General features: G+C 67.8%; 18 protein-coding genes. 12 read left to right on the top strand and 6 right to left on the bottom strand.

The window, feature by feature from the left end:
• Positions 1 to 47 precede the first annotated feature (47 nt).
• Positions 48 to 2,432, top strand: a complete 2,385-nt coding sequence (gene pepN / locus ACFTSF_RS22710; RefSeq protein WP_380155679.1) for an aminopeptidase N — start codon at positions 48 to 50, stop codon at positions 2,430 to 2,432.
• On the opposite strand, the gene ACFTSF_RS22705 is transcribed toward pepN, so the two are convergent.
• Positions 2,425 to 3,651, bottom strand: a complete 1,227-nt coding sequence (locus tag ACFTSF_RS22705; protein ID WP_380155678.1) for a DUF349 domain-containing protein — start codon at positions 3,649 to 3,651, stop codon at positions 2,425 to 2,427. The two genes, pepN and ACFTSF_RS22705, sit on opposite strands and share 8 nt — an antisense overlap.
• Positions 3,652 to 3,887: 236 nt before the next feature.
• Here ACFTSF_RS22705 and ACFTSF_RS22700 point away from each other — a divergent pair, with 236 nt between their 5' ends.
• The 5 genes from ACFTSF_RS22700 to ACFTSF_RS22680 all read left to right on the top strand — a co-directional run bounded on the left by ACFTSF_RS22700 (position 3,888) and on the right by ACFTSF_RS22680 (position 9,826).
• The gene (locus tag ACFTSF_RS22700) at positions 3,888 to 4,577 is read left to right on the top strand and encodes an MBL fold metallo-hydrolase (RefSeq protein ID WP_380155677.1); all 690 of its coding nucleotides are present in this window, start codon (positions 3,888 to 3,890) and stop codon (positions 4,575 to 4,577) included.
• The gene (gene hisS, locus ACFTSF_RS22695; RefSeq protein WP_380155676.1) at positions 4,574 to 5,914 is read left to right on the top strand and encodes a histidine--tRNA ligase; all 1,341 of its coding nucleotides are present in this window, start codon (positions 4,574 to 4,576) and stop codon (positions 5,912 to 5,914) included. Before ACFTSF_RS22700 ends, hisS begins: the two co-directional genes overlap by 4 nt.
• Entirely contained in the window at positions 5,911 to 7,689 is a 1,779-nt protein-coding gene (gene aspS / locus ACFTSF_RS22690; RefSeq protein ID WP_380155675.1) for an aspartate--tRNA ligase, read from the top strand. The genes hisS and aspS overlap by 4 nt, the downstream gene beginning before the upstream one ends.
• A gap of 101 nt (positions 7,690 to 7,790) precedes the next feature.
• The gene (locus ACFTSF_RS22685) at positions 7,791 to 8,738 is read left to right on the top strand and encodes a glycoside hydrolase family 19 protein (protein WP_344146442.1); all 948 of its coding nucleotides are present in this window, start codon (positions 7,791 to 7,793) and stop codon (positions 8,736 to 8,738) included.
• A gap of 134 nt (positions 8,739 to 8,872) precedes the next feature.
• Positions 8,873 to 9,826: a glycoside hydrolase family 19 protein gene (locus ACFTSF_RS22680; protein ID WP_380155674.1), complete on the top strand. Its 954-nt coding sequence runs from the start codon at positions 8,873 to 8,875 to the stop codon at positions 9,824 to 9,826.
• A gap of 59 nt (positions 9,827 to 9,885) precedes the next feature.
• On the opposite strand, the gene ACFTSF_RS22675 is transcribed toward ACFTSF_RS22680, so the two are convergent.
• From ACFTSF_RS22675 to ACFTSF_RS22665, 3 genes are read right to left on the bottom strand one after another with little or no spacing between them, the layout of a single operon-like run.
• The gene (locus ACFTSF_RS22675; RefSeq protein WP_380155673.1) at positions 9,886 to 10,719 is read right to left on the bottom strand and encodes a hypothetical protein; all 834 of its coding nucleotides are present in this window, start codon (positions 10,717 to 10,719) and stop codon (positions 9,886 to 9,888) included.
• Positions 10,716 to 11,312 carry an RNA polymerase sigma factor gene (locus ACFTSF_RS22670; RefSeq protein WP_380155672.1) on the bottom strand — a complete coding sequence of 199 codons (597 nt, stop codon included), beginning with the start codon at positions 11,310 to 11,312 and terminating at the stop codon, positions 10,716 to 10,718. The genes ACFTSF_RS22675 and ACFTSF_RS22670 overlap by 4 nt, the downstream gene beginning before the upstream one ends.
• Before the next feature lie 40 nt (positions 11,313 to 11,352).
• Positions 11,353 to 12,024: a class I SAM-dependent methyltransferase gene (locus tag ACFTSF_RS22665; RefSeq protein ID WP_380155671.1), complete on the bottom strand. Its 672-nt coding sequence runs from the start codon at positions 12,022 to 12,024 to the stop codon at positions 11,353 to 11,355.
• 71 nt (positions 12,025 to 12,095) lie between these two features.
• On the opposite strand from ACFTSF_RS22665, the gene ACFTSF_RS22660 reads away from it, so the two are divergent.
• The 4 genes from ACFTSF_RS22660 to ACFTSF_RS22645 all read left to right on the top strand — a co-directional run bounded on the left by ACFTSF_RS22660 (position 12,096) and on the right by ACFTSF_RS22645 (position 15,854).
• A complete protein-coding gene (locus ACFTSF_RS22660; RefSeq protein WP_344146432.1) occupies positions 12,096 to 12,563 on the top strand; it encodes a helix-turn-helix transcriptional regulator in 468 nt (155 codons plus the stop codon).
• Positions 12,560 to 12,988: a VOC family protein gene (locus ACFTSF_RS22655; RefSeq protein ID WP_380155670.1), complete on the top strand. Its 429-nt coding sequence runs from the start codon at positions 12,560 to 12,562 to the stop codon at positions 12,986 to 12,988. The genes ACFTSF_RS22660 and ACFTSF_RS22655 overlap by 4 nt, the downstream gene beginning before the upstream one ends.
• Positions 12,989 to 13,350: 362 nt before the next feature.
• Positions 13,351 to 13,704 carry a GntR family transcriptional regulator gene (locus ACFTSF_RS22650; RefSeq protein ID WP_380155669.1) on the top strand — a complete coding sequence of 118 codons (354 nt, stop codon included), beginning with the start codon at positions 13,351 to 13,353 and terminating at the stop codon, positions 13,702 to 13,704.
• A gap of 131 nt (positions 13,705 to 13,835) precedes the next feature.
• Positions 13,836 to 15,854, top strand: coding sequence for a GxGYxYP domain-containing protein (locus tag ACFTSF_RS22645; protein ID WP_380155668.1), 2,019 nt, complete (start codon positions 13,836 to 13,838; stop codon positions 15,852 to 15,854).
• On the opposite strand, the gene ACFTSF_RS22640 is transcribed toward ACFTSF_RS22645, so the two are convergent.
• Entirely contained in the window at positions 15,855 to 17,078 is a 1,224-nt protein-coding gene (locus tag ACFTSF_RS22640) for a vanadium-dependent haloperoxidase (protein WP_380155667.1), read from the bottom strand. It abuts the gene before it with no gap.
• A gap of 65 nt (positions 17,079 to 17,143) precedes the next feature.
• Positions 17,144 to 17,695, bottom strand: a complete 552-nt coding sequence (locus tag ACFTSF_RS22635; RefSeq protein ID WP_380155666.1) for a hypothetical protein — start codon at positions 17,693 to 17,695, stop codon at positions 17,144 to 17,146.
• A 64-nt stretch (positions 17,696 to 17,759) separates the two neighbouring features.
• On the opposite strand from ACFTSF_RS22635, the gene ACFTSF_RS22630 reads away from it, so the two are divergent.
• Both ACFTSF_RS22630 and ACFTSF_RS22625 read left to right on the top strand, forming a co-directional pair.
• The gene (locus tag ACFTSF_RS22630; RefSeq protein ID WP_344146413.1) at positions 17,760 to 18,566 is read left to right on the top strand and encodes a GNAT family N-acetyltransferase; all 807 of its coding nucleotides are present in this window, start codon (positions 17,760 to 17,762) and stop codon (positions 18,564 to 18,566) included.
• Positions 18,567 to 18,775: 209 nt separating this feature from the next.
• Positions 18,776 to 21,385 carry an accessory Sec system translocase SecA2 gene (locus ACFTSF_RS22625; RefSeq protein WP_380155665.1) on the top strand — a complete coding sequence of 870 codons (2,610 nt, stop codon included), beginning with the start codon at positions 18,776 to 18,778 and terminating at the stop codon, positions 21,383 to 21,385.
• The last annotated feature ends 27 nt before the right edge of the window (positions 21,386 to 21,412 follow it).

Below are 21,412 nucleotides of genomic sequence, written 5' to 3'. Positions count from 1 at the left end.
ACGAGGATGGCCTTGGCGTGCTTTGAGTTATCCACAGGGGAGCGATGATGCGGAGTTTGACGCAGGACGAGGCTGCTGCGCGGTCGGGGTTGTTGACTGTTGAGCGGTACGACGTGGCTGTGGATCTGACCGAGTTGCTGGATGGGACCAGCGTGCGGACCGAGTCGACGGTGAGGTTCACGTGTCGGCGGCCGGGTGCGGTGAGTTTCGTGGACTGTGTGGCTGAGGTGGAGAGCGCCGTACTGAACGGGGTGCCGTTGGGGGCGGCGGTGGATGGGCGGATCGAGCTTCCGGGGTTGCTGGCGGACAATGTGCTGACGGTGGTGGCGCGGGCGAGTACGGACGCGGCGCAGGGATTCAGCCGGGCGGTGGATCCGGCTGACGGCTCGGTGTATGCCTATACGGACTTCGAGCCGGACTACGCTCGCTATGCCTGGGCCTGCTTCGACCAGCCGGACCTCAAGGCTCCTTGGGCGTTCACGGTGACCGCACCGGCCGGCTGGATGGTGCTGAGCAACAGCAAGAGCGAGCAGGACGGCGAGCGCTGGACGTTCCCCGCGACGCCGCCGCTGTCGGCGTACAACACCGTGATCAACGCTGGGCCGTACTACGAGATCCGCCGGGAAGGCGGCGGGCACGACCTCGGTCTGTTCGCGCGGCAGTCGCTGAAGGACATTCTCGAGCGCGACGCGGACGAGCTGTTCACGCTGACCACGCAGGGGCTCGAGTTCTTCGCCGAGCAGTTCGGGATGCCGTTCCCGCAGCACAAGTACGACCAGGTCTTCACGCCCGAGTTCCCCGGTGCGATGGAGAACTTCGGCTGTGTCACCTGGATGGACTGGTTCCTGCGCCGCAGTACGCCGACCCGCGCGGAATGGGATCAGTTCAGCCGCTACCTCCTGCACGAGCTCGCGCACATGTGGTTCGGCAACGTGGTGACGATGCGCTGGTGGGACGACCTCTGGCTGAACGAGGCGTTCGCGGAGTTCGCCAGCAACTGGGCGGCGGTCCGGGCGACGTCGTACCAGGATGCCTGGACGACACACCTGGTCACCGAACGGCTCAAGGCGTACTACGTCGACCAAGGGCCGACCACCCATCCGATCCGGCAACCGGTACCGGACGTGGCTGCGGCCGAGGCGATCTTCGACGCGATCACGTATCCCAAGGGGGCAGCGGCGCTGCAGCAGTTGATGACGTATGTCGGGGAGTCCGCGTTCGCCGAGGGGTTGACGAGCTATTTCGCCAAGCATGCCTGGGGAAACAGCACGTTGCAGGACCTGATGGACGCGCTGGCGGCGGCGAGTGGCCGGGACCTGGATCGCTGGTGTGACGGCTGGCTGGAGACGGCCGGCACCGATCGCCTCACGCTGGAAAGCGATGTGTTGGTGGCGACCGGCCTGCCGCGGCCGCATGTCCTCGGCATCGGCGCCTATTCCAGGCAAGGCGAAACCCTCGAACGAATCCAGCTGGTCGAGGTCGAGACCAACGGCGAGCGTACCCAGCTCGACCTGCCCGCCGCCGACTTCTACCTGGTGAACGACGACGAACTGACCTTCGCCTCGACCAGACCCGACAAGTCTGCCCGCGACACGTTCTTCGCCGATGCGGCCCGCCTCCCGACGCCGCTGTCGCGCGGCGTCGCGGTCAGCACGGCCTGGGACATGCTGCTGAACGGCGAGGCCTCGGCGACCGAGGTCGTGGACTGTCTGACCGGCGTACTAGCGGTGGAGACGTCTGCATCGGTCGTCGAACCGTTCCTCAACCTCGCAGTCGAGGCCGCGACCCTGTGGAGCAGACCCGACGAGCAGACTTCCCTATCAAAGCGAGTCGCCGCGACCTGCCGTGCGCTAGGCCCCGAGTACCGCAAGCCGGCGCTCCGCAGCTTCGCCCGTACGGCGGCCGATGTCGAGCAGGTCGAGTGGTTGCAGAGCGAAGCCGGCGAGGACGTGGATCTGCAATGGCGCGCGCTCGTCCGCAAGGCGCAGCTCGGCGTACCGGTCGCTGCCGAGGCGGATGCGTTGCTGGCCAAGGATCCGGACCCCGAGGCATGGGTCAGCCGGCTTCAGGTCCAGGCGGCGACTCCCGACGCCGCGGAAAAGGCCGCAGCCTGGCACCGCATCGTGACCGAACGCGCCGTACCGCTCGCTTCCGCGTATCAGGTCGCGACGCCGTTCTGGAGTGCGGGTCAGGACGATCTGCTCAAGCCGTACGCCGAGCGGTACCTGGAGCTCGTCCCGACCTTCCACGAGGGCGGTGGGGTGGCCGCGACGGCCTACACCAGGGCACTCTTCCCGCTGTACGGCGTCGGCCGTGCGTACGTCGACCGGGCCGAAGCGCTGGCGGCGCAATCCGGCCCGGTGGTCCGGACGAACCTGCTGGACCGCACCGACCGGTTGCGCCGGATGCTGCGGTCCCGCGGGGTCAGCTGAACTCGGTCAGGGCGTTCTGGGCCTGGGTGAGCCATTCGCGGCGGGCCTCGATGGCTTCGCGGGCCTCGTTGGCCTTGCGGGTGTTGCCCTGGGCCTCGTGCTTGGCGGCCTGCTTCTCGAGGTCGGCGATCAGCGACTGCAGCTGCTTGACGGTGGCTTCGGCGCGGGCGCGGGCCTCCGGGTTGCTCTTGTTCCAGACCTCGTCCTCGGCGGACTTCACGGCCTGCTCGACGGCCCGCAGGCGAGCGTCGATGGCGCGCATGGAGTCACGCGGGACCTTGCCGATCGCGTCCCAGCGGTCGAGCAGGTCGCGGAGCTGGTCGCGGGCGGTCTTGGCGTCGTTGACCGGGAGGATGTCCTCGATCTCGACCAGCAGGGCCTCCTTGGCCTGCTGGTTCTGGATCTGCTCGGCGTTCTCCTCGGCCTGGATCGCGTCGCGGGCGCCGAAGAAGGTGTCCTGGGCGGCGCGGAAGCGGGCCCAGAGCTTGTCGTCGACCTCGCGTGGCGCGGGGCCTGCTGCTTTCCACTGACGCATCAGCTCGCGGAAGCGGCCGGAGGTCGGGCCCCAGTCGGTGTTCGCCGACAGGGTCTCGGCCTCGGCGGCGAGGCGCTCCTTCACGGTCGCGGCCTCCTCGCGCTTGGAGGACAGCTCGGCGAAGTGCTGCTTGCGATGCCGCGTGTACGTCGTCCGTGCCGACGAGAAGCGGTGCCACAGCTCGTCGTCGCTGGCCTTGTCGAGCCGGGGCAGGGCCTTCCACTCGTCGAGCAGTTCGCGCAGGCGCGTGACGCCGTGCCGCCAGTCGGTACCGGCGGCGATCGTCTCGGCCTCGGTGGCGATCTTGGTCTTGGCGGAGCGGGCCTCCTCGACCTTCGCGGCGCGTTCGGCCTTGCGCTTCTCGCGCTGGACGGCGAGCAACGGGGTGAGCGCCTCGAGCCGGGCCTTCAGCCCGTCCAGGTCACCGACCGCCTGGGCGTCCTCGAGCGAGCTGTTGACCTTCTTCACCGCCGCCCGGGCGTCGTCCGGGGACACGGTGCCCGCCTGGACGCGCTGCTCCAGCAGCTCCACCTCGAACGCCAAGGCGTCGTACCGGCGGGTGTAGAAGGCGAGTGCCTCCTCCGGCTTCGCGTCCGGCCACTGGCCGACCGCCCGTTCCCCGTCTTTCGTCTTCACGAAGACGGTCCCGTCCTCGGCTACCCGGCCCCAGCTCTCTCCGGCCACAACTCGCCCCTTCCGGCGGTATGTACTGCGCTCGTGCCCATTCTGGTCGGCCCCTGGTTCAACCGCGTGGACAGGGCCCGTCCGGGCGCGTCGGGACCTGATCCCGGCGCTTATCCCTGAACAATCACAAACCTTCGGCCGTCACGCAATGCTGTTGCCTAACAATCCGGTTCGAAGTCGGTATCCGGGCACCGGTAGCCTTGGGTGGTCCAGCTGTGATTTGAGGAAGGTCTGTCGTGCTCATCGCCGGGTTCCCCGCGGGATCGTGGGGTACGAACTGCTACGTCGTCGCCACCGGCCAGGGCGCGGAGTGCATCGTGATCGACCCGGGGCAGGACGCGACCGCCGGGGTCGAGCAGGTGGTCCGGGAGAACAAACTGAAGCCGGTCGCCGTGCTGCTCACGCACGGTCACATCGACCACATGTTCTCGGTGCTGCCGGTCTGTGGCACGTACGACGCGACGGCCTGGATCCACCCCGACGACCGGCACCTGCTGGCCGACCCGATGGCCGGCATCAGCCGGGAGACGGCGGCGATGCTGCTCGGCGGTAAGCACGAGTTCGCCGAGCCGGACGACGTCGCCGAGCTCAAGGACGGTCTAGGTCTCGAGCTGGCCGGGCTGAACTTCACCGTCGACCACACCCCGGGTCACACCCGCGGGTCGGTCACCTTCACCACGCCGTACCTGGGTCCGGAAGACGTGCCCGCGGTGCTGTTCTCCGGTGACGTGTTGTTCGCCGGGTCGATCGGCCGGACGGATCTGCCTGGCGGCGACCATCCGGCGATGCTGCATACGTTGGCCACCAAGATCCTGCCGATGAGCGACGAGATCGTCGTCCTGCCGGGTCATGGTGGCCAGACCACGATCGGCCGGGAAAAGGCGACCAACCCCTACTTGCAGGACCTGGAGATACCGAACTTATGAGCAAGGTGACCCCTCTCAGTGGGTTCCCCGAATTCCTTCCGTCCGACCGGATCGTCGAGCTGGAGTTCCTCGACACCATCCGGGAGACGTTCGAGCTGCACGGCTTCGCGTCGATCGAGACCCGCGCGGTGGAGCCGGTCGAGCGGCTGTCCAACCAGGGCGAAGACGCCGACAAGGAGATCTACGGCGTACGGCGGCTGGGCGCGGCCGCGGACGAGAAGTCGGACCTCGGTCTGCACTTCGATCTGACCGTGCCGTTCGCGCGGTACGTGCTGGAGAACTCCGGCAAGCTGGCGTTCCCGTTCCGCCGCTACCAGATCCAGAAGGTGTGGCGTGGTGAGCGACCGCAGGAGGGCCGGTACCGCGAGTTCACCCAGGCCGATATCGACATCGTCGGCGACGGCACGCTGCCGTTCCACTACGAGGTCGAGTTGCCGCTCGTCATCGCCGACGCGTTCAGCAAGCTGCCGATCCCGCCGTTCCGGATCCAGGTGAACAACCGGCAGATCCCGGAGGGCTTCTACCGCGGCCTCGGGATCGAGGACGTGGCGTCGGTGCTGCGGATCGTCGACAAGCTCGACAAGATCGGCGCGGACAAGGTCACGCAGCTGCTCACCGCCGAGGGCGGCCCGGCGCTGTCCGCCGAGACGGCCAAGCAGGTGCTCCGGCTGGCCGAGATCTCCAGCGCCGACGCGTCGTTCGTCGAGCAGGTGCGGGCGCTCGGTGTCCAGCACGAGAGCCTCGACGAGGGCCTGGAGCGGCTGGCAGCGATCATGACCGCCGCCAACGAGCACGCCCCCGGTCTGCTGGTCGCCGATCTGAAGATCGCGCGCGGCCTGGACTACTACACCGGCACCGTCTACGAGACCCAGCTGATCGGCCACGAGTCGTACGGTTCGATCTGCTCCGGCGGTCGCTACGACTCGCTCGCCAGCGACGGCAAGACGACGTACCCGGGTGTCGGGATCTCGATCGGCGTGTCCCGGCTGATCACCCGGTTGATCAGCCAGGGCCTGGTCAAGGGCTCCCGCAGTACGCCGACCGCGGTCCTGATCGCCTTGACCACCGAGGACGAGCGCGCCGAGGCGATGCGTACGGCGGCGGTGCTGCGGGGCCGGGGGATTCCGGTCGAGGTGGCGCCGGCGGCGGCGAAGTTCGGGAAGCAGATCAAGTTCGCGGACCGGCGAGGGATCCCGTTCGTGCTGTTCAGCACCGAGAACGGTCCCGAGATGAAGGACATTCGCAGCGGTGAGCAGGTGGCGGTCGACCCGGCCACCTGGGCGCCGCCGGCGGACGACGTACGACCCAGTATCGAGACCATTCAGGAGAACTCGTGATCCGTACCCATTCCGCAGGCTCGTTGCGTGCCGAGCACGCCGGGCAGACCGTCACGCTGGCCGGGTGGGTGGCGCGGCGGCGTGATCACGGCGGCGTGGCGTTCATCGACCTGCGTGACTCCAGTGGCACGGTTCAGGTCGTCATCCGCGACGAGGAGGTCGCGGGGCCGCTGCGCTCCGAGTTCTGCCTGAAGATCGTCGGCGAGGTGAGCCCGCGTCCCGAGGGCAACGCCAACCCGAACCTCCCGACCGGTGCGATCGAGGTCATCGCGGCCGAGGTCGAGGTGCTGAACTCGGCCGACCCGCTGCCGTTCCCGGTCGAGGAGCACCACGCGACCCCGGTGAACGAAGAGGTCCGGCTCAAGTACCGCTACCTCGACCTGCGTCGCCAGGGACCGGGTGCGGCACTTCGGCTGCGCAGCCAGGTGAACAAGGCGGCGCGCGACGTACTGGCTCAGCACGACTTCGTCGAGATCGAGACGCCGACCCTGACCAAGTCGACGCCGGAAGGCGCTCGTGACTTCCTGGTCCCGGCGCGTCTGCAGCCCGGCTCGTGGTACGCGTTGCCCCAGTCGCCGCAGCTGTTCAAGCAGCTGCTGATGGTGGCCGGGATGGAGCGGTACTACCAGATCGCGCGTTGCTACCGCGACGAGGACTTCCGCGCCGACCGGCAGCCGGAGTTCACCCAGCTCGACATCGAGATGAGCTTCGTCGACCAGGACGACGTGATCGCGCTGGCCGAAGAGGTGCTGGCCGCGCTCTGGAAGCTGATCGGGTACGACGTCCAGACCCCGATCCCGCGGATGACGTACGCCGAGGCGATGGCGCGGTTCGGTAGCGACAAGCCCGACCTGCGGATGGGCCTCGAGCTCGTCGAGTGCACCGAGTACTTCAAGGACACCCCGTTCCGCGTCTTCCAGGCGCCGTACGTCGGTGCTGTCGTCATGCCGGGTGGCGCGGACCAGCCGCGGAAGCAGCTGGACGCGTGGCAGGAGTGGGCGAAGCAGCGTGGTGCTCGCGGTCTCGCGTACGTGCTGGTCGGCCAGGACGGCGAGCTCGGCGGTCCGGTCGCGAAGAACCTGTCCGAAGAAGAGCGTGCGGGTCTCGCCGACCACGTCGGCGCGAAGCCGGGCGACTGCATCTTCTTCGCCGCCGGCCCGATCAAGACGTCGCGTGCGTTGCTGGGTGCGGCCCGGTTGGAGATCGGCCGCCGCGGCGGCCTGATCGACGAGTCGGCCTGGTCGTTCCTGTGGGTTGTCGACGCGCCGCTGTTCGAGCCGGCCGATGACGCGACCGCTGCCGGTGATGTCGCGGTGGGCTCGGGTGCGTGGACAGCCGTGCACCACGCCTTCACCTCGCCGAAGCCGGACTCGCTGGAGACCTTCGACACCGACCCGGGCAACGCGCTCGCCTACGCCTACGACATCGTCTGCAACGGCAACGAGATCGGCGGCGGGTCGATCCGTATCCACCGCGAGGACATCCAGAAGCGCGTCTTCAAGGTGATGGGCCTGACCGACGAGGAGGCGACCGAGAAGTTCGGCTTCCTGCTCGACGCGTTCAAGTTCGGCGCGCCGCCGCACGGCGGGATCGCGTTCGGCTGGGACCGGATCACCGCGCTGCTGGCCGGCACGGAGTCGATCCGCGACGTGATCGCGTTCCCGAAGTCCGGCGGCGGGTTCGACCCGCTGACCGCGGCCCCGGCGCCGATCACCCCGGCCCAGCGCAAGGAAGCCGGCGTCGACTTCAAGCCCTCCGCGGAGACGAAGGCCTGACGCTGTTGCGTACTTGAGCAACCGGCAACTCCCGATGCGAGGGTGACGGTGTGGCGGCTCCGGCCGCCGCACCCCGCCCCTCCTACCGCCCAGGAGTTGCCATGCTCAAACGCGTTCTCGCGTCTGTTATCGCTATCACCGCCGGCAGTTTCGCCATCACTGTCCCGGCATACGCCGCCCCCTTCCAGACCACCGCGACCAATCTGAACATCCGGTCCGACGCCTATCTGTCCGCGGCCGTGGTCAAGGTGCTGGCCGGGCCGACATCGGTCGAGGTCGACTGCCAGAAGTCCGGTGACTCGGTCACGGTCGGATCCCGTACGACGACCTGGTGGGCGCATCTGCCCGCTCATGGCGGCTACGCCACGGTCGCGTACATCGACACCCCGGGCACGAAGCTTCCCGGCGTACCGGATTGCCCGCAGGATCCGCCGCAAACCGGTGACGTGACACTGGCCGACGTACAGGCCATGTTCGGCAGCCGGATCGCGAACCCGTCGCTCGTCCAGACCGGGCTGCCGTCGCTCAACCAGGCGATGCGGGACGCGAACATCAACACGGTGTATCGCAAGGCCGCGTTCCTGACGACGTTGGTGCACGAGTCGCGGCTGGAGTACAACATTCGCGAGATCGGCGACACCCGGCTGTACGGCGGTCGTGGGTACATCCAGTTGACGGGTGACTTCAACTACCGCCCGGCCGGCCAGTGGCTGGGCATCGACCTGATCAACAACCCCGAACTCGCTCGGGACATCCGCTACAGCGCGCAGATCGCCCGCTGGTACTGGACTGTGGCGCGCAACATCAACCCGTACGCCGACCAGCTCAAGATGGGCCGTGTCAACGCGGCCATCGGCTACCCGGCCGGCGCCGAGGACCAGCGCCGCTGCGACACCTTCCGCACCGCCATCGCCTACCTGAGCGGCCAGCCGGCACCTGCGGTGAACTGCAGCCGGACGGCGAAGATGTCGGGCGACACCACCAGGCTCACCCGCGCCCAGTTCGACGCGCTGGCCAAGGTCCCCGGAGCGCCCGGCACCGTCGGCTGATCAGCAGGATCACTGTGCATCAGGATCGAAGGGGTTGAGAACCGGCGGGATCTGGTGAAAAGTAACCGTGACGTGTGGTTAGCAGGAAACAATTCACCAGATTCCGCCCTTTCACTCCGCCCCAGGAGCTCCACATGGTTCTTCGCCGTCTCACTACTCTGCTCGCCGGTCTCGGCATCGTGGCGGCCGGCCTGGTCACCGCGACCCCGGCGCACGCAGCCGTCTTCTCCACCTACGGCAGCGGCGTCAACGTCCGCGCCGACGCCTACCTGTCCGCCGCCGTCGTCACGACGCTGCCCGGCCCGACCTCGATCGATGTCGACTGCCAGAAGAAGGGTGACCGCGTCACCACCTCCGAAGGCACCAGCGAGTGGTGGGCACATGTCCCCGCACTCGGTGGGTACGTGACGGTCGTGTACATCTCGATCCCCGAGGACAAGCTCCCCGGTGTCATCGAATGTGGCGGCGACCCGGAACCGCCGACCGGCGACATCACGCTGGCCGACGTACAGGCCATGTTCGGCAGCCGGATCGCGAACCCGTCGATCGTCCAGGAGGGCCTGCCCTCGCTGAACCAGGCGATGCGGGACGCGCAGATCAACACCGTCTACCGCAAGGCCGCTTTCCTGGCCACGCTCGTGCACGAGTCGCGGCTGGAGTACAACATTCGCGAGATCGGCGACACCCGCCCGTACGGCGGCCGCGGCTACATCCAGCTGACCGGCGACTTCAACTACCGCCCAGCCGGTCAGTGGCTCGGCATCGACCTGATCAACAACCCTGAGCTGGCTCGCGACATCCGTTACAGCGCGCAGATCGCCCGCTGGTACTGGACGGTCGCGCGCAACATCAACCCGTACGCCGACCAGCTCAAGATGGGCCGAGTCAACGCCGCCATCGGCTACCCGGCCGGCGCCGAGGACGGCCGCCGCTGCGAAACCTTCCGCACCGCCATCGCCTACCTCAGCGGCCAGCCGGCCCCCGCCGTCAACTGCAGCCGCACCGCGAAGACCCTGGGTGACACCTCCACGATGACCCGCACCCAGTTCGAAGCCGCAGTCAACGAAGGCACCAGCAACCGCGGCTGACCCGAACCACCCCGCGACCCGGCCGGACCCCCCCGAGGGCCCGGCCGGTTCGTTGTCCCTCACCCGAAGGTCTTGAACCAGATCTGCTTGCCGGACTTGTCGAGGGCCCGGATGTCGACCTCGACCGCGCCGTGCTCGGCGACCGCGTTCTCCAGCGCTCCCTCGACGTACCCCGAGGTGTCCTCGACCATCACCGTGAACCATCCGGATGCGCCCTTGGCGCCGCGGATCCGCAGCTCCACCAGAACCACGCTCGGGTGAGCACGGAACGAGTACGACGCGTGGGCCACCGACTTGCTCCCGGCCTTGGTCGTTGACCAGCCCCAGGTGCCGGGGACCAGGTTCTGCGGCGAGAGCGTGTTGTCCACGACGTTTCCCTCGTGCAGCAACTCGCCGTCCAGGCACTGGTACCACATGTTCGAATCCCGGGTGGTGAAGGTCTGCAGCAGCCGTTTGGAGTCCCGGCGACCGGTCGCGTCCGGGAGGCTGAGCCAGGTCGCGGTGCGGAAGTTCGCGGTGTCGGCGGCGGCCGGTTTCTCGAGGTGATTCGGGTGGCCGATGGCGTTGAGCTTCGGTGTCATGCACTGGCGGGCGGCCGCCCGGATCTCGGTCTTGGTGGGCGCGGGGATGGAGTTGAGCGGAATCTGCATCGACTCGTCGGCCGGCACCTGGACGATGCCGGTGGATCCGGCCGGATCCGCCGTACTGTCGCCGGTGTGGCTCAGGTAAACGACGCCGGTGGTGATGATCGCGATTCCGCAGGCGGCGGCGAGGATCGGGGTCCAGGACGGGGTCCGCCGGCGTTTGCGGGCTTTGCGGACGAGGTTGTACTTCAGGTCGGTGGCGTACCCGGGGTCGAGTTGCTCGACCGGCGGGGGGATGGTGAGGTTCATCGGTGCTCCTCCAGCAGGGCGGGCAGGCGGCGGCGGGCCCTGAACAGCCGGGCCTTCACGGTGCCTTCGGCGACCCCCAGGACCGCCGCGGCTTCGGCGAGCGTCAGCTCTGCCCAATAGACGAGCTCGACGGTCTCGCGCTCGTGGGCCGGAAGGGCAGACAGGGCTGCCCGAACGGCCTGGATGTGTTTCTCGGAGTCGACGCGCGCGGCGACCGCCTCGGAGTGGTCGGGGTGGTGCAGCGGCGCCGGTTGGCGGAGCAGGAACTGGGCCAGCCGCCGTCGGGAGCGGACGCTGTTCCGGAGCTCGTTGCGGGCGATCGCCAGCAACCAGGGTTTCGCCGTACCGTGCTGCAGCGGTCCGACGTCCGAGCGGCCGAACTGCTTCCAGGCGGTCATAAACGTCGCCTGTACGGCGTCATCGGCGTACGCGTAGGAGCCGGTGTGCCGGACCGCGTAGGCGTGGACTGCGGCGGCGTACCGGCTGAACAGTTCGCCCAGCGCCTCCGGTTCCTGGCGGCGCAGGGCGTCCCACAGGTCGTCGTCGCCAGTATCCGGCGGAGGGCGATCGACCGGCCGCGAAATCGTCGTCATACCCATCAGGGTCCACACCCGGGAGTGTGGTTGCCACTGGTTAGATCGGGCGGGCGCGCACCCAGCTGGTGTCGGGCGTGAGGTACTCCGCCAGCTGTAGCCCCGCCTCGGTCAGCTGACCGGTCAGGTGCTCCTCGGTGAGGTTCTGGGTCAGCAACTGCTGCGACCAGGTCCGGCCGTTGCGGGTGTGCGTGATCGTCGCGGCAACCTTGTTGCCGGGCAGATGCTCGACGTCGGAGATCTCCATCCGGCTGTGCTCCCGCTCCAGCACGATGGGCTTCGCGAGCTGCGACGGCAGCTGCTGCTGGATCAGCACCGAGCCGCCCGGGCGGACGTGGTGCGCGCATGTCTGAAGCAACCGCAGCCGCTCGGCGTCGTCGGCGACGTTGATCAGGTAGGACATCATCAGTACGACGTCGAACTGCCGCTCGAGCCGCAGTTCGCCGATGGTCGCCTGGATCGTCTCGGTCTCGGGGATTCGGGCGATCATCTCGGCCGACTCGTCCACCGCGGTCACCTGGTGCCCCCGGGCCAGCAGTGGTCGGGTGATGCGTCCGGTCCCGCAGCCCAGCTCGAGGATGCTGCTCTTGGGGTCGATGGCTTTGTCGATGAATTCGTCCTCGCCATTGGCCTCCGCCTGCTCGTACATCTCGATCGCACTGCCGTCCGGAGTGTGTGCGCCCGGCCCGCTGCCACCTTGTCCGACTCTCATACTTCAAGTCTTTCAACCCTCGCCAAACCGTCCACTCTTTCGGTCGACGCCGAAAGTACTACGCTCAGCAGATGGGTTCCGGCGTACCGATCGAGCTGCTCGCGCACCTGCGCCGCGCCCGGGATGTTGCCGACCGCAACTATGCCGAGCCGCTGGATCTGGCCGCACTTGCGTCGGCTGCGGGGGTGTCGAAGTACCACTTCCTGCGCTGTTTCGCCGCCGAGTACGGCGAAACGCCGATGCAGTACGTCACGCGGCGCCGGATCGAACGGGCGGCCGATCTGTTGCGTGCCACGAACCTGACGGTGACCGAGGTCTGCTCGTTGGTCGGGTACACCAGCCTCGGCACGTTCTCGCGCCGGTTCCGCGAACTTGTCGGCGTACCACCGACGACGTACCAGCGCACGCAGTCCGGCGCGCGGATCCCCGGCTGCTACGTCTTCATGCTCGGCCTGAACTCCGCAATTCCGGAGAAGCAACCCGGGCCGTCCGCGACCTACCGTCGTCTGGACACCACCAATCACGAGGAGACACCGTGATCACCAACGTGCACCTGGTCACCGTCTACGTCCACGACATCGACGAGGCCAAAGCCTTCTACACCGACACCCTCGGCTTCACCCTCAAGAACGACATCACCCTCAGCGAAGACTTCCGCTGGGTCACCGTGCACCAACCCGACCACCCCGAACTAGAACTCGCCCTGATGCTCCCCGGCCCACCCATGGACCCCGAGTCCGCCGACGCCATCCGCCGCATCATGGCCAAAGGCATGATGCACGGCGTAGGTTTGGCCACCGACAACTGCCACAAAACCTTCGCCGACCTGAAAGCCAAAGGCGTAGACCACATCCAAGAACCCTCCGACCGCCCGTACGGCGTAGAGGCCGTCCTCCGAGACTGCTCCGGCAACTGGCTGGTCCTGGTAGAACAACGCGCATACTCCCCGACCGACTTCGGCTAGTCCCCCGCGTGCTACGCATTCGCTCCTCCGTCACGCCAGCTACGCGCGCTGCCGCTCGCGTCCGGCTCATCGCCGTCCGCCTCCTGCGGGCCTGCCGCGCTCAGCTACTCGCGACAACCGCGCGAGCGAAGCGGTTAGTGGGTGGTGCAGGTCCGGACCGCAACGCCATCACAACTGTTGATCGCTGGCACACCTACGCAGGGCAGTCAGCCGCAGGTGCACTTGTGATGGCCGGTAGGTCCGTGTTCGGACGCGAGCGGCCGCCAACAACCACGCCGGCGGAAGCCGGCAGGTCCCCGGCGGTAGCCGGTGGCGCGACGTAGGAGCGACTGCGGGAGCGGGCGGGGCGGTAGTTTGCTCGGATGATCATTTCGGTGGATCCGGCGGGGGCGCAGCCGCCGTTTGAGCAGGTTAGGGAACAGATTGACGGGCTGATTCGGCGGGGGGAGTTGGCGCGGGGGACTCGGTTGCCGACGGTTCGGCAACTGGCGGGGGAGTTGGGGTTGGCGGTGAACACGGTGGCTCGGGCTTATAAGGAGCTTGAGGCTGATCGGATGATCGAGACTCGGGGGCGGAACGGGACGTTCGTGCTGGCGTCTCGGAGTCATACCAATGATGCGGGGACGGCGGCCGCGGCGACCGCCCTGGTTCGCGCCGCGAAGGAGGCGGGGATCAGTTTGGCTGAGGCTACCGAGATTCTGCGTCGGGCCTGGTAGAGGTCCGATCTCCCGGAAACGATTCCAACCACATCCGGCCAACGTTGTAACGAGGTCTGTACACGCTCTCACGGGGTTGCTACTGTCCGGCCAGATTTGACATCGATGTCAGCGACAGGGGAGTGGTCACGATGGTCTCGAGACGAACGTTCCTGGCGGGCAGCGGTGCGGTGACGGCAGGGGGTATCGGGCTGGTCCCGGGGCTCACCACGACTGCACAGGCTGCTTCATCGACGTCCGGCAGCCCCGCCCGGCTGCTGCCGGCCTTCAACCGCCCACAGCACCTGCATTACGGCGACGCTAGCAAACTCAGCGGTCAGGACCAGACCTTGCTGACAACGTTGCAAGGCATCGTCAACCGCGCCCGGCCCGAGTTGTACTTCCTCTACGACACCGGCACCCAGAGCACGCCGGACACCAAGTGGCTGACCGACATGCGCCTGCCGACGACGGCGTACCAGAACCCGCTCGACCTGGTGGCGAAGTACCGGCATCGGGTTCGCGGTGCGATCGTCTACGACCCCGCCGTACCGGACTCGCTCAACGTGGCGACCACGCTGGCCGGCCTCGAGGATTCCGTTGTCGCCAACGCCGATCAGGCCAAGGCGCACGGGCTGAAGATCGTGAAGGACCTGCGCGGGAAGTTCGACGACGACCGGGTGAAGACGTACCGGTGGCAGCTCGACAAACTGTTCCCGCGGGTTACGCACAAGCTGCTCGCCGGATTGCCGCCGACCCGGGTGGTCGCGGTCGAGAATGTGCAGTGGCAGGAGATCGCTCGCGAGACGCGCCAGATCCGGGACTCGTCCAACCGCGGCAACTACGACCTCGACGTGTCGGCCAAGCTCGGCAAGGGCAAGGTGTACGTCCGGTTCCAGGACTCGTTCGGTGATGACGGCTGGGGGCCGTCGGTCTCCGAGGTTTGGGTGAAGGCGAACGGCGTCGAGATCGCGCACTTCAAGCCGAACACTCCGGAGGAGGAGCAGTACCTCTTCGACGGCGCGAACTCCAGCATCGGCGGCGAGGCCAACCGCTTCAGTGACGGTGGCGGCTACTACATCTACGCCTTCGACCCACCAGCCGGTACGACGTCCCTCGTGGTGACCGTGACGATGTGGAACCAGTACCTGGTGTCGATCACCGACACCGCGCCCACGCGGATCGAACCGTTCGCGTACTTCCGCGACTACGTGGTGGCCACCAAGGCCCTGGTGAGCTGGCTACCGCCGAGTGGTGCGACGGGCGAGCTGCTGATCGAACACTTCGCCAAGTGGCCGACACTCGCGCCGTACATGGGCTGGTTCGCGAACGACGTCGCCGGTGAGTGGGACGGTGTCGACCTCGCGTCCAAGGGCGGTACGCCGGTGATCGCGGCGGACTTCTACATGAACGGGACTGTGCATGCCGGCTTCACCGCACCGATCTCGGAGAAGGTCCGTCCGGTCCGGCGGATCACCAAGCAGAAGAACAAGGTCTATCTGACCTTGACCTTCGGCGAGGGTGACAACATCCAGTACTGCCAGCGCCACATGCGCGATCTGTGGGACGACCCGAAGCGTGGCGAGGCTCCGGCGAACTGGACGATCAGTCCGATGCTGCTGGAGACCGGCCCGGGACTGTTCAGTCACTTCCAGCGGACTGCGACGGCCAACGACCTGCTCGTCTGTGGACCGTCCGGTGCGGGCTATACCTACCCCGGTTCATGGGTGCCGAGCGAGTTCACCCAGTTCCTCAAGCTGACCGGCTCACAACTGCGCCGTACCGGCATGGATCAGGTGTACTCGTACAGCCACCGTGAGAACGACAAGTGGGTCGTGCTCTCGGAGGAGATCGCCGCCGGGTTCGCGAAGTACACACCGCTGAAGGGCATCATGCAGACCTGGGACGGCGACCTGCTCGCGGTCCGCCAGGGCGGTCTGCCGATTGCCGGCCAGTGGGGTGCACCGGGCAAGGCAGGCGAGTACAAGACCGCCCTGGACGCTCAGGTGGCTAAGTGGGACGGCGCCAAGCCGTTGTTCATCTCCGGCGGTATCAACGCCTGGAACTGGACGCCGTCCGACATTGCCGAGCTGGCCGGCCTGCTCGATGACAGGTACGAACTGGTGCTGGCCAACGCGTTCTTCGACCTGATGAACCGCGTGCTGCCCTAACTAGCGGAACAGCTTGTGGGCGTTGTGGAGAGCGTTGGCTGCGACCTGTCGGCCCAGAGTCGCGCCGACAGTGTCAGCGGTCCGCGTGTGGATGCCGGACCAGACGCGCGCGTCGACGTTCTCCGCCGTGAGCTGATGCCAGCCCGAGTAGGTGCGAGTCACGCCTGGTGCAGTCGGACTGCCGATCGTGTACGGCTTGGCTGTCTGTGCTCCGACCAGTGTGGTCAGCACCTGCTCGGCCGCACCGGAGTAGGTGGCGTGACCGCTCGGGTAGTCCGGGTGTGCCGGTGTCTCGTGCAGGGGCGTCCAGTCTGCGTCGACTGTCGCACGCAACGCGGTGACCGGGCGCCAGCGCTGGTAGCTGTACTTGGTGTCCGAGGTGGCGATCTGCGTGTCCACCGAGGCGACATGGAACAGTGCAACCAGCTTGGCCCGCTCTGCCAGCGGCCGACGCGCCGCCTCTGCCACCGCGACTCGTAGAGGCGCGGTGTAGAGCACGTACGACGATCCGTACCAGAACTGCGCTGTGTCGGTCTGAGCCTGCGTCCGGGTCGTGCTGTTGAGAGCTCCGTCAGCGCGCACTTCAGCCAGGTCCCGGTTGTACCGCGGGCTACCGAGTGCCGGCGGCGGTCCGGGACGGAACTGGCTGACTGACTTCAGCAGGAACGGCTTGGCCAACCGGTTCCCGTACTGCGTCCCCGGTGCGTACTTCGACGGTGTCGGCCGCCAGACGCCGGCATCGGTAGACGGCGGTGTGAACGGTGCGTTGACCGACGCTGGGTCCAGACCGTCGTTGACGCGGGAGGCCAGCACAGCCTTAGCCTGCTGGCGTCCGGCCGCAACACCATTGGTCTCGTCGGCGCCATCCGGCACCCGGGCCAGTGTGGTGGCCAGTGCCTGGTCCAGCTCGGCCTTGCGTGCAGGCACCAGCGTCACCAGGGTTTCGTGGACTGCGCTGGCCAGTGCAGCTTCGCGGTACGACGGTGCGGCCGGCCGCAGCAGCGCGCGACTGGCGGCGAGCCAGCCGATCGCCCACGTGCGGTTGTTGGTCACCTGCGTCGGCGCACCGGCCGCGGCGATCGTGTCCGCCGTGACGTCGTACCACTCCAGGGCGACGTCGACCGGTTGCTGCTGCACTGTGCCCGCCGCCGGTCCGGCGAGCACCGTTGAGAGAGTCACGGCGGGAACGGCCGCCAGGACAAGAACCTTACGGAGTGTAGTCACATCCCGTATCTTGTCAGCTCCGAAGAGTTCCCAAAGTGCTATATCACTACTTGAGAACTAGACATTCACCAGTGGTGGGCGACGTCCACCACCAGGCGGCTGCTCGAACCCGGTCCGGTCAACGTCGTGACCCGGAAAGGCAGCCGGGCGCGGACACCGAGCCCGACAGTCGTCTGGCCTTCGAAGCTTCCGGCGTACGCGACCTGCCGGAACGTGTCGTAGCCGCGGACGTCCGGGGCCTTGAACGGTTTGCCCGACGGCGCCCGGACGATGATCTGCAGCTTCGCGCCGCCGCGTAGCGGGACGACGAAGCCCGAGCCGTCCTGGGTGACGTTGCTGACGTAGCGAACGTCGTACCCAGGAGCTCGGCCTTGGAGATCGACGACCAGCCGGTCGAAGCAGGCATGCCGTCCGGTGCGGACGCCTGTTGCCGGTGACTGGACCATCCGGGCGTTCGCTTCGGGCAGCGATCCCCAGCCGGACGGGCAGGTTGCGGTGGTCGTGGCGGAGGTCTGAGGGGCGGGGGACGAGCCGGGAGCAGCCAGGGCGACCGCAGGGATTGCGGCTACCGCTAGCGCGGCGACGATCGTCTTGATGGGGATGCGGTTGATGTTCATGATGGTCCCCCTCTCAGGACATACTCGTTGGACGCCAGCTGGGCGGGATTGGTTGACTGCGAATATGACGCCTGACGAACTGCTCGACGTGTTCCACCGCCGCATCCGGCTGCCGGACGCGGACACCATTCCCGGCTGGAAGGTCGAGCACGACGGCCTCGTGCATCGCTCGTACGTCGAGGGTCCGGAAGGCGCGGGTTTTGTCGAGACCCCGCGCGGGCTGGGCGACGATCCGGACGCCGTCATCGCCGGCGAGCTGGCGTTCTTCCGCGAGCGCGGGCTGTCGTTCGAGTGGAAGACCTACGCGTACGACGAACCGGCCGACCTTGGTGAGCGGCTGGTCAGTGCGGGGTTCACTCCGGACGATCCCGAGACGTTGATCCTGGGCGAGGTCGACCGGATCCTCGAGCGGCCGTCCGCCCTGCCGTCGAAGGCGGTACTGCGGGAGGCCGACGGGCCGGAGGACTTCCACCGGATCGCCGTACTGATGGACTCGTTGTGGCACAACGGCCTGACCGGCGTCGAGGAGCGGCTGGCGGCCGAGGCGCGGATGTTCCCGGAGCGGTTGTCGGTGTTCCTGGTCGAGGACGCACTGCGCGGTGCTGACGGCCCGGTCGCGTCGGCGGCCTGGATCCGGTTCCACCCGGGCACGGGCTTCGCCAGCCTGTGGGGTGGCGGCACGCTACCCGAGTGGCGGCGCAAGGGCCTCTACAGCTCGCTGCTGGTGCACCGGGCGCGGCTGGCCAAGGAACGCGGGTACGAATTCCTCCGCGTTGACGCGTCCGACGACTCCCGCCCGATCCTGCAGAAACTGGGCCTGTACGGCGTCACCACCACCACGCCGTACGAGTGGAGCCCCGAGACACGCTGACTTAGGCCAGCGTGTCTCGCCCCGTGCCTACTGCGCGGCACTCGGCGGGCACCTCGCCGCACTGGAGCCAAGCCCACGATGCTCCGCATCGCCACCTCGTCTCCAGCACACCGAGGCACTCCGCCGAGCACCTGCTCGCTACGGCACGGGACGAGACACGCTGACCTGAGTCTCGGAACGACACGGTCAGGCTGTACGTTGCCGTCATTATGGCTCTGAAAATCACCTCGCGCTTTCGCCGGCTGCTGCAGCGCCCCGGATCGATCGACCTCGGCCCTTACGAGCGGCTCTCGCAGCTGGTTCTCGAGGCGGAGGAGTCTGTCGAGCCGCTGACCGACGAGGAGCTCACCGAGTCCGTCAGTGAGCTCCGGACCACCGGCGGGCTGCACGAGGACGAGCAGATCGAGTTCCTGGCACTGGCCCGGGACGCGGCTCGGCGCACGCTGGGTGAGTCGGCGTTCGACGGCCAGATCGTCGGCGCGCTGGCGATGCTGCAGGGCCGTGTCGTCGAGATGGCGACCGGTGAGGGCAAGACGCTCGCCGGTGCGTTCGCCGCGGCCGGGTACGCGGTCGGCGGCCGCAAGGTGCATGTGCTCGCGGTCAACGACTACCTGGCCCGCCGTGACGCGGAGTGGATGGCGCCGGTCTACGAGCTGCTCGGGGTGACCGTGTCGCACGTCGGCCAGGCCTCCACTCCGGAGGAGCGGCGGACGGCGTACCAGGCTGAGGTTTGCTACGTGCCGGTCAGCGAGGTCGGCTTCGACGTACTGCGGGACCGGCTCGTCAACGACGTGTCCGAGCGGGTCACGACCGAGCCCGACGTGGCGCTGGTCGACGAGGCCGACTCGGTGCTGATCGACGAGGCCCGCGTGCCGCTGGTGCTCGCCGGTGCGACCCGGACCGAGGAGCTGGACGACGACGTCGTACAGATCGTCCGCACGCTGCGCGCCGGGGTCGACTACGAGATCGACGGCGACGGCCGGACGGTCGCACTGACCGACCGCGGGACCGACAAGGTCGAGAAAGCCTTCGGCGAGCGCATCGCCGTACCGGAGGCCGACGCCACCGAAGACGTGGCCGACGCCTCCGATGACGTTGACGAGACCGACGCGGACGCTGAGGACAAGGACGCCGAGGACAAGGTCGAGGTGGAGGCTGCGCCGCCGAGCGTCAACCTGTACGACGACGAGAACCTCGACCGGCTGACCCAGATCAACGTCGCGCTGCACGCCGAGGTGCTGCTGCGCAAGGACGTCGACTACCTGGTCCGCGACGGCAAGGTCAGCCTGATCAACAACAACCGCGGCCGGATCGCCAAGCTGCAGCGCTGGCCCGACGGTCTGCAGGCCGCCGTGGAGGCGAAGGAAGCCGTCCCGGTCAGCGACTCCGGCGAGATCCTGGACAGCATCACCGTGCAGGCCCTGATCAAGGGCTACAAGTCGCTCTGCGGCATGACCGGTACGGCGGTTGTGGTCGGCGAGTCGCTTCAGGAGTTCTACGACGTCGAGGTGGCCGTCGTACCGCCGAACAAGCCGAACGTCCGCAAGGACGACATCGACCGGCTGTACCTGACCGTCGAGCAGAAGAACGTCGCCCTGGTCGAGCACATCGCCGAGGTGCACGAGACCGGCCGCCCGATCCTGATCGGCACCCACAGCGTCGAGGAGTCCGAGCAGCTCAGCGACCGGCTCGAGGCCGCCGAGATCCCGCACGTCGTCCTGAACGCGAAGAACGACGCCGAGGAAGCGGCCATCATCGCCGAGGCCGGTGTCCCCGGCACGGTGACGGTCTCCACCCAGATGGCCGGCCGCGGTACCGACATCCGCCTCGGCGGCAAGGACGAGACGCACGACAAGGACAAGGCCATCGAGCTCGGCGGCCTGTACGTGATCGGCACCGGCCTGCACGCCTCCCGCCGCCTCGACGACCAGCTGCGCGGTCGCGCCGGCCGCCAGGGTGACCCCGGTGGCTCGCTGTTCTTCGCCAGCCTCGGCGACGAGCTCGTCGTCCGGTACTCCGTTTCGTCCGGCCTGCGCCCGCACCCGGACAAGGCCGGGCGGCTGACCGACCGCAAGTCGATCGGCATGCTGGACCACGCTCAGCGGGTCGCGGATGGTGCCAATGCCGAGCTGCACCGTACGACGTGGCAGTACCACCGGCTCACCGGTCAGCAGCGCTCGATCCTGCTCGCCACCCGCGAAGAGGTGCTCACCGAGGACCTGGCCGCGACCGAGCTGTCCGAGCGGGTCAAGGAGAAGTACGACGAACTGGTCGAGGAGCACGGCGAGGACAAGGTGAAGGACGCCGCCCGGCGGATCGCCCTGCACCACCTCGACCGCCGCTGGACCGACCACCTCGCCTACCTGGCCGACCTCCGCGAAGGTATCCACCTGCGCTCGCTGGCCGGCGGCATCGTGCACATGAAGCCGATCGACGAGTTCAACAAGTCCGCGATCGCGTCCTTCGACACCCTGATCGCCGACGCCTGGAAGGACGCCGCCGAAACCTTCGCCGAGGCCTCCATCACCGACGCCGGCCTCGACGAAGCAGCCTCCGGCGTACCGCGCCCCACCGCCACCTGGACCTACCTCGTCAACGACAACCCCTTCGGTACCGAAGCCGACCGAATCCTCGGCCGCCTCCGCAACGCCATCCGCCCCCAGTCGGGTGCCGAGGCCGAGGAGATCCTCCCGGAGAAGTTCGACGAGGACGAACTCCCGGAGGAGCTGCGTGACGTCGACGACGCCGACCTGCCCGAGGAGCTCCGCGAGGCGGATGACTCGGACGACGAGGACGATGTGAAGGACAGCAAGAAATAACTGTCCGTAGAGGTAGGTAGGCTCTCA

Origin of the sequence: Kribbella sp. NPDC056951 (assembly GCF_042674205.1) — a bacterium.
Lineage (GTDB): Bacteria > Actinomycetota > Actinomycetes > Propionibacteriales > Kribbellaceae > Kribbella > Kribbella yunnanensis.
Note: the sequence above shows the minus strand (reverse complement) of the source record. Positions and strands in the feature narration are given on the sequence as shown.

Coding starts and splice junctions, on each gene's coding strand:
- pepN (WP_380155679.1), top strand. CDS start 48: ATGCGGAGTTTGACGCAGGACGAGGCTGCTGCGCGGTCGGGGTTGTTG.
- hisS (WP_380155676.1), top strand. CDS start 4,574: ATGAGCAAGGTGACCCCTCTCAGTGGGTTCCCCGAATTCCTTCCGTCC.
- ACFTSF_RS22685 (WP_344146442.1), top strand. CDS start 7,791: ATGCTCAAACGCGTTCTCGCGTCTGTTATCGCTATCACCGCCGGCAGT.
- ACFTSF_RS22680 (WP_380155674.1), top strand. CDS start 8,873: ATGGTTCTTCGCCGTCTCACTACTCTGCTCGCCGGTCTCGGCATCGTG.
- ACFTSF_RS22675 (WP_380155673.1), bottom strand. CDS start 10,719: ATGAACCTCACCATCCCCCCGCCGGTCGAGCAACTCGACCCCGGGTAC.
- ACFTSF_RS22670 (WP_380155672.1), bottom strand. CDS start 11,312: ATGACGACGATTTCGCGGCCGGTCGATCGCCCTCCGCCGGATACTGGC.
- ACFTSF_RS22665 (WP_380155671.1), bottom strand. CDS start 12,024: ATGAGAGTCGGACAAGGTGGCAGCGGGCCGGGCGCACACACTCCGGAC.
- ACFTSF_RS22660 (WP_344146432.1), top strand. CDS start 12,096: ATGGGTTCCGGCGTACCGATCGAGCTGCTCGCGCACCTGCGCCGCGCC.
- ACFTSF_RS22650 (WP_380155669.1), top strand. CDS start 13,351: ATGATCATTTCGGTGGATCCGGCGGGGGCGCAGCCGCCGTTTGAGCAG.
- ACFTSF_RS22645 (WP_380155668.1), top strand. CDS start 13,836: ATGGTCTCGAGACGAACGTTCCTGGCGGGCAGCGGTGCGGTGACGGCA.
- ACFTSF_RS22635 (WP_380155666.1), bottom strand. CDS start 17,695: ATGAACATCAACCGCATCCCCATCAAGACGATCGTCGCCGCGCTAGCG.
- ACFTSF_RS22630 (WP_344146413.1), top strand. CDS start 17,760: ATGACGCCTGACGAACTGCTCGACGTGTTCCACCGCCGCATCCGGCTG.
- ACFTSF_RS22625 (WP_380155665.1), top strand. CDS start 18,776: ATGGCTCTGAAAATCACCTCGCGCTTTCGCCGGCTGCTGCAGCGCCCC.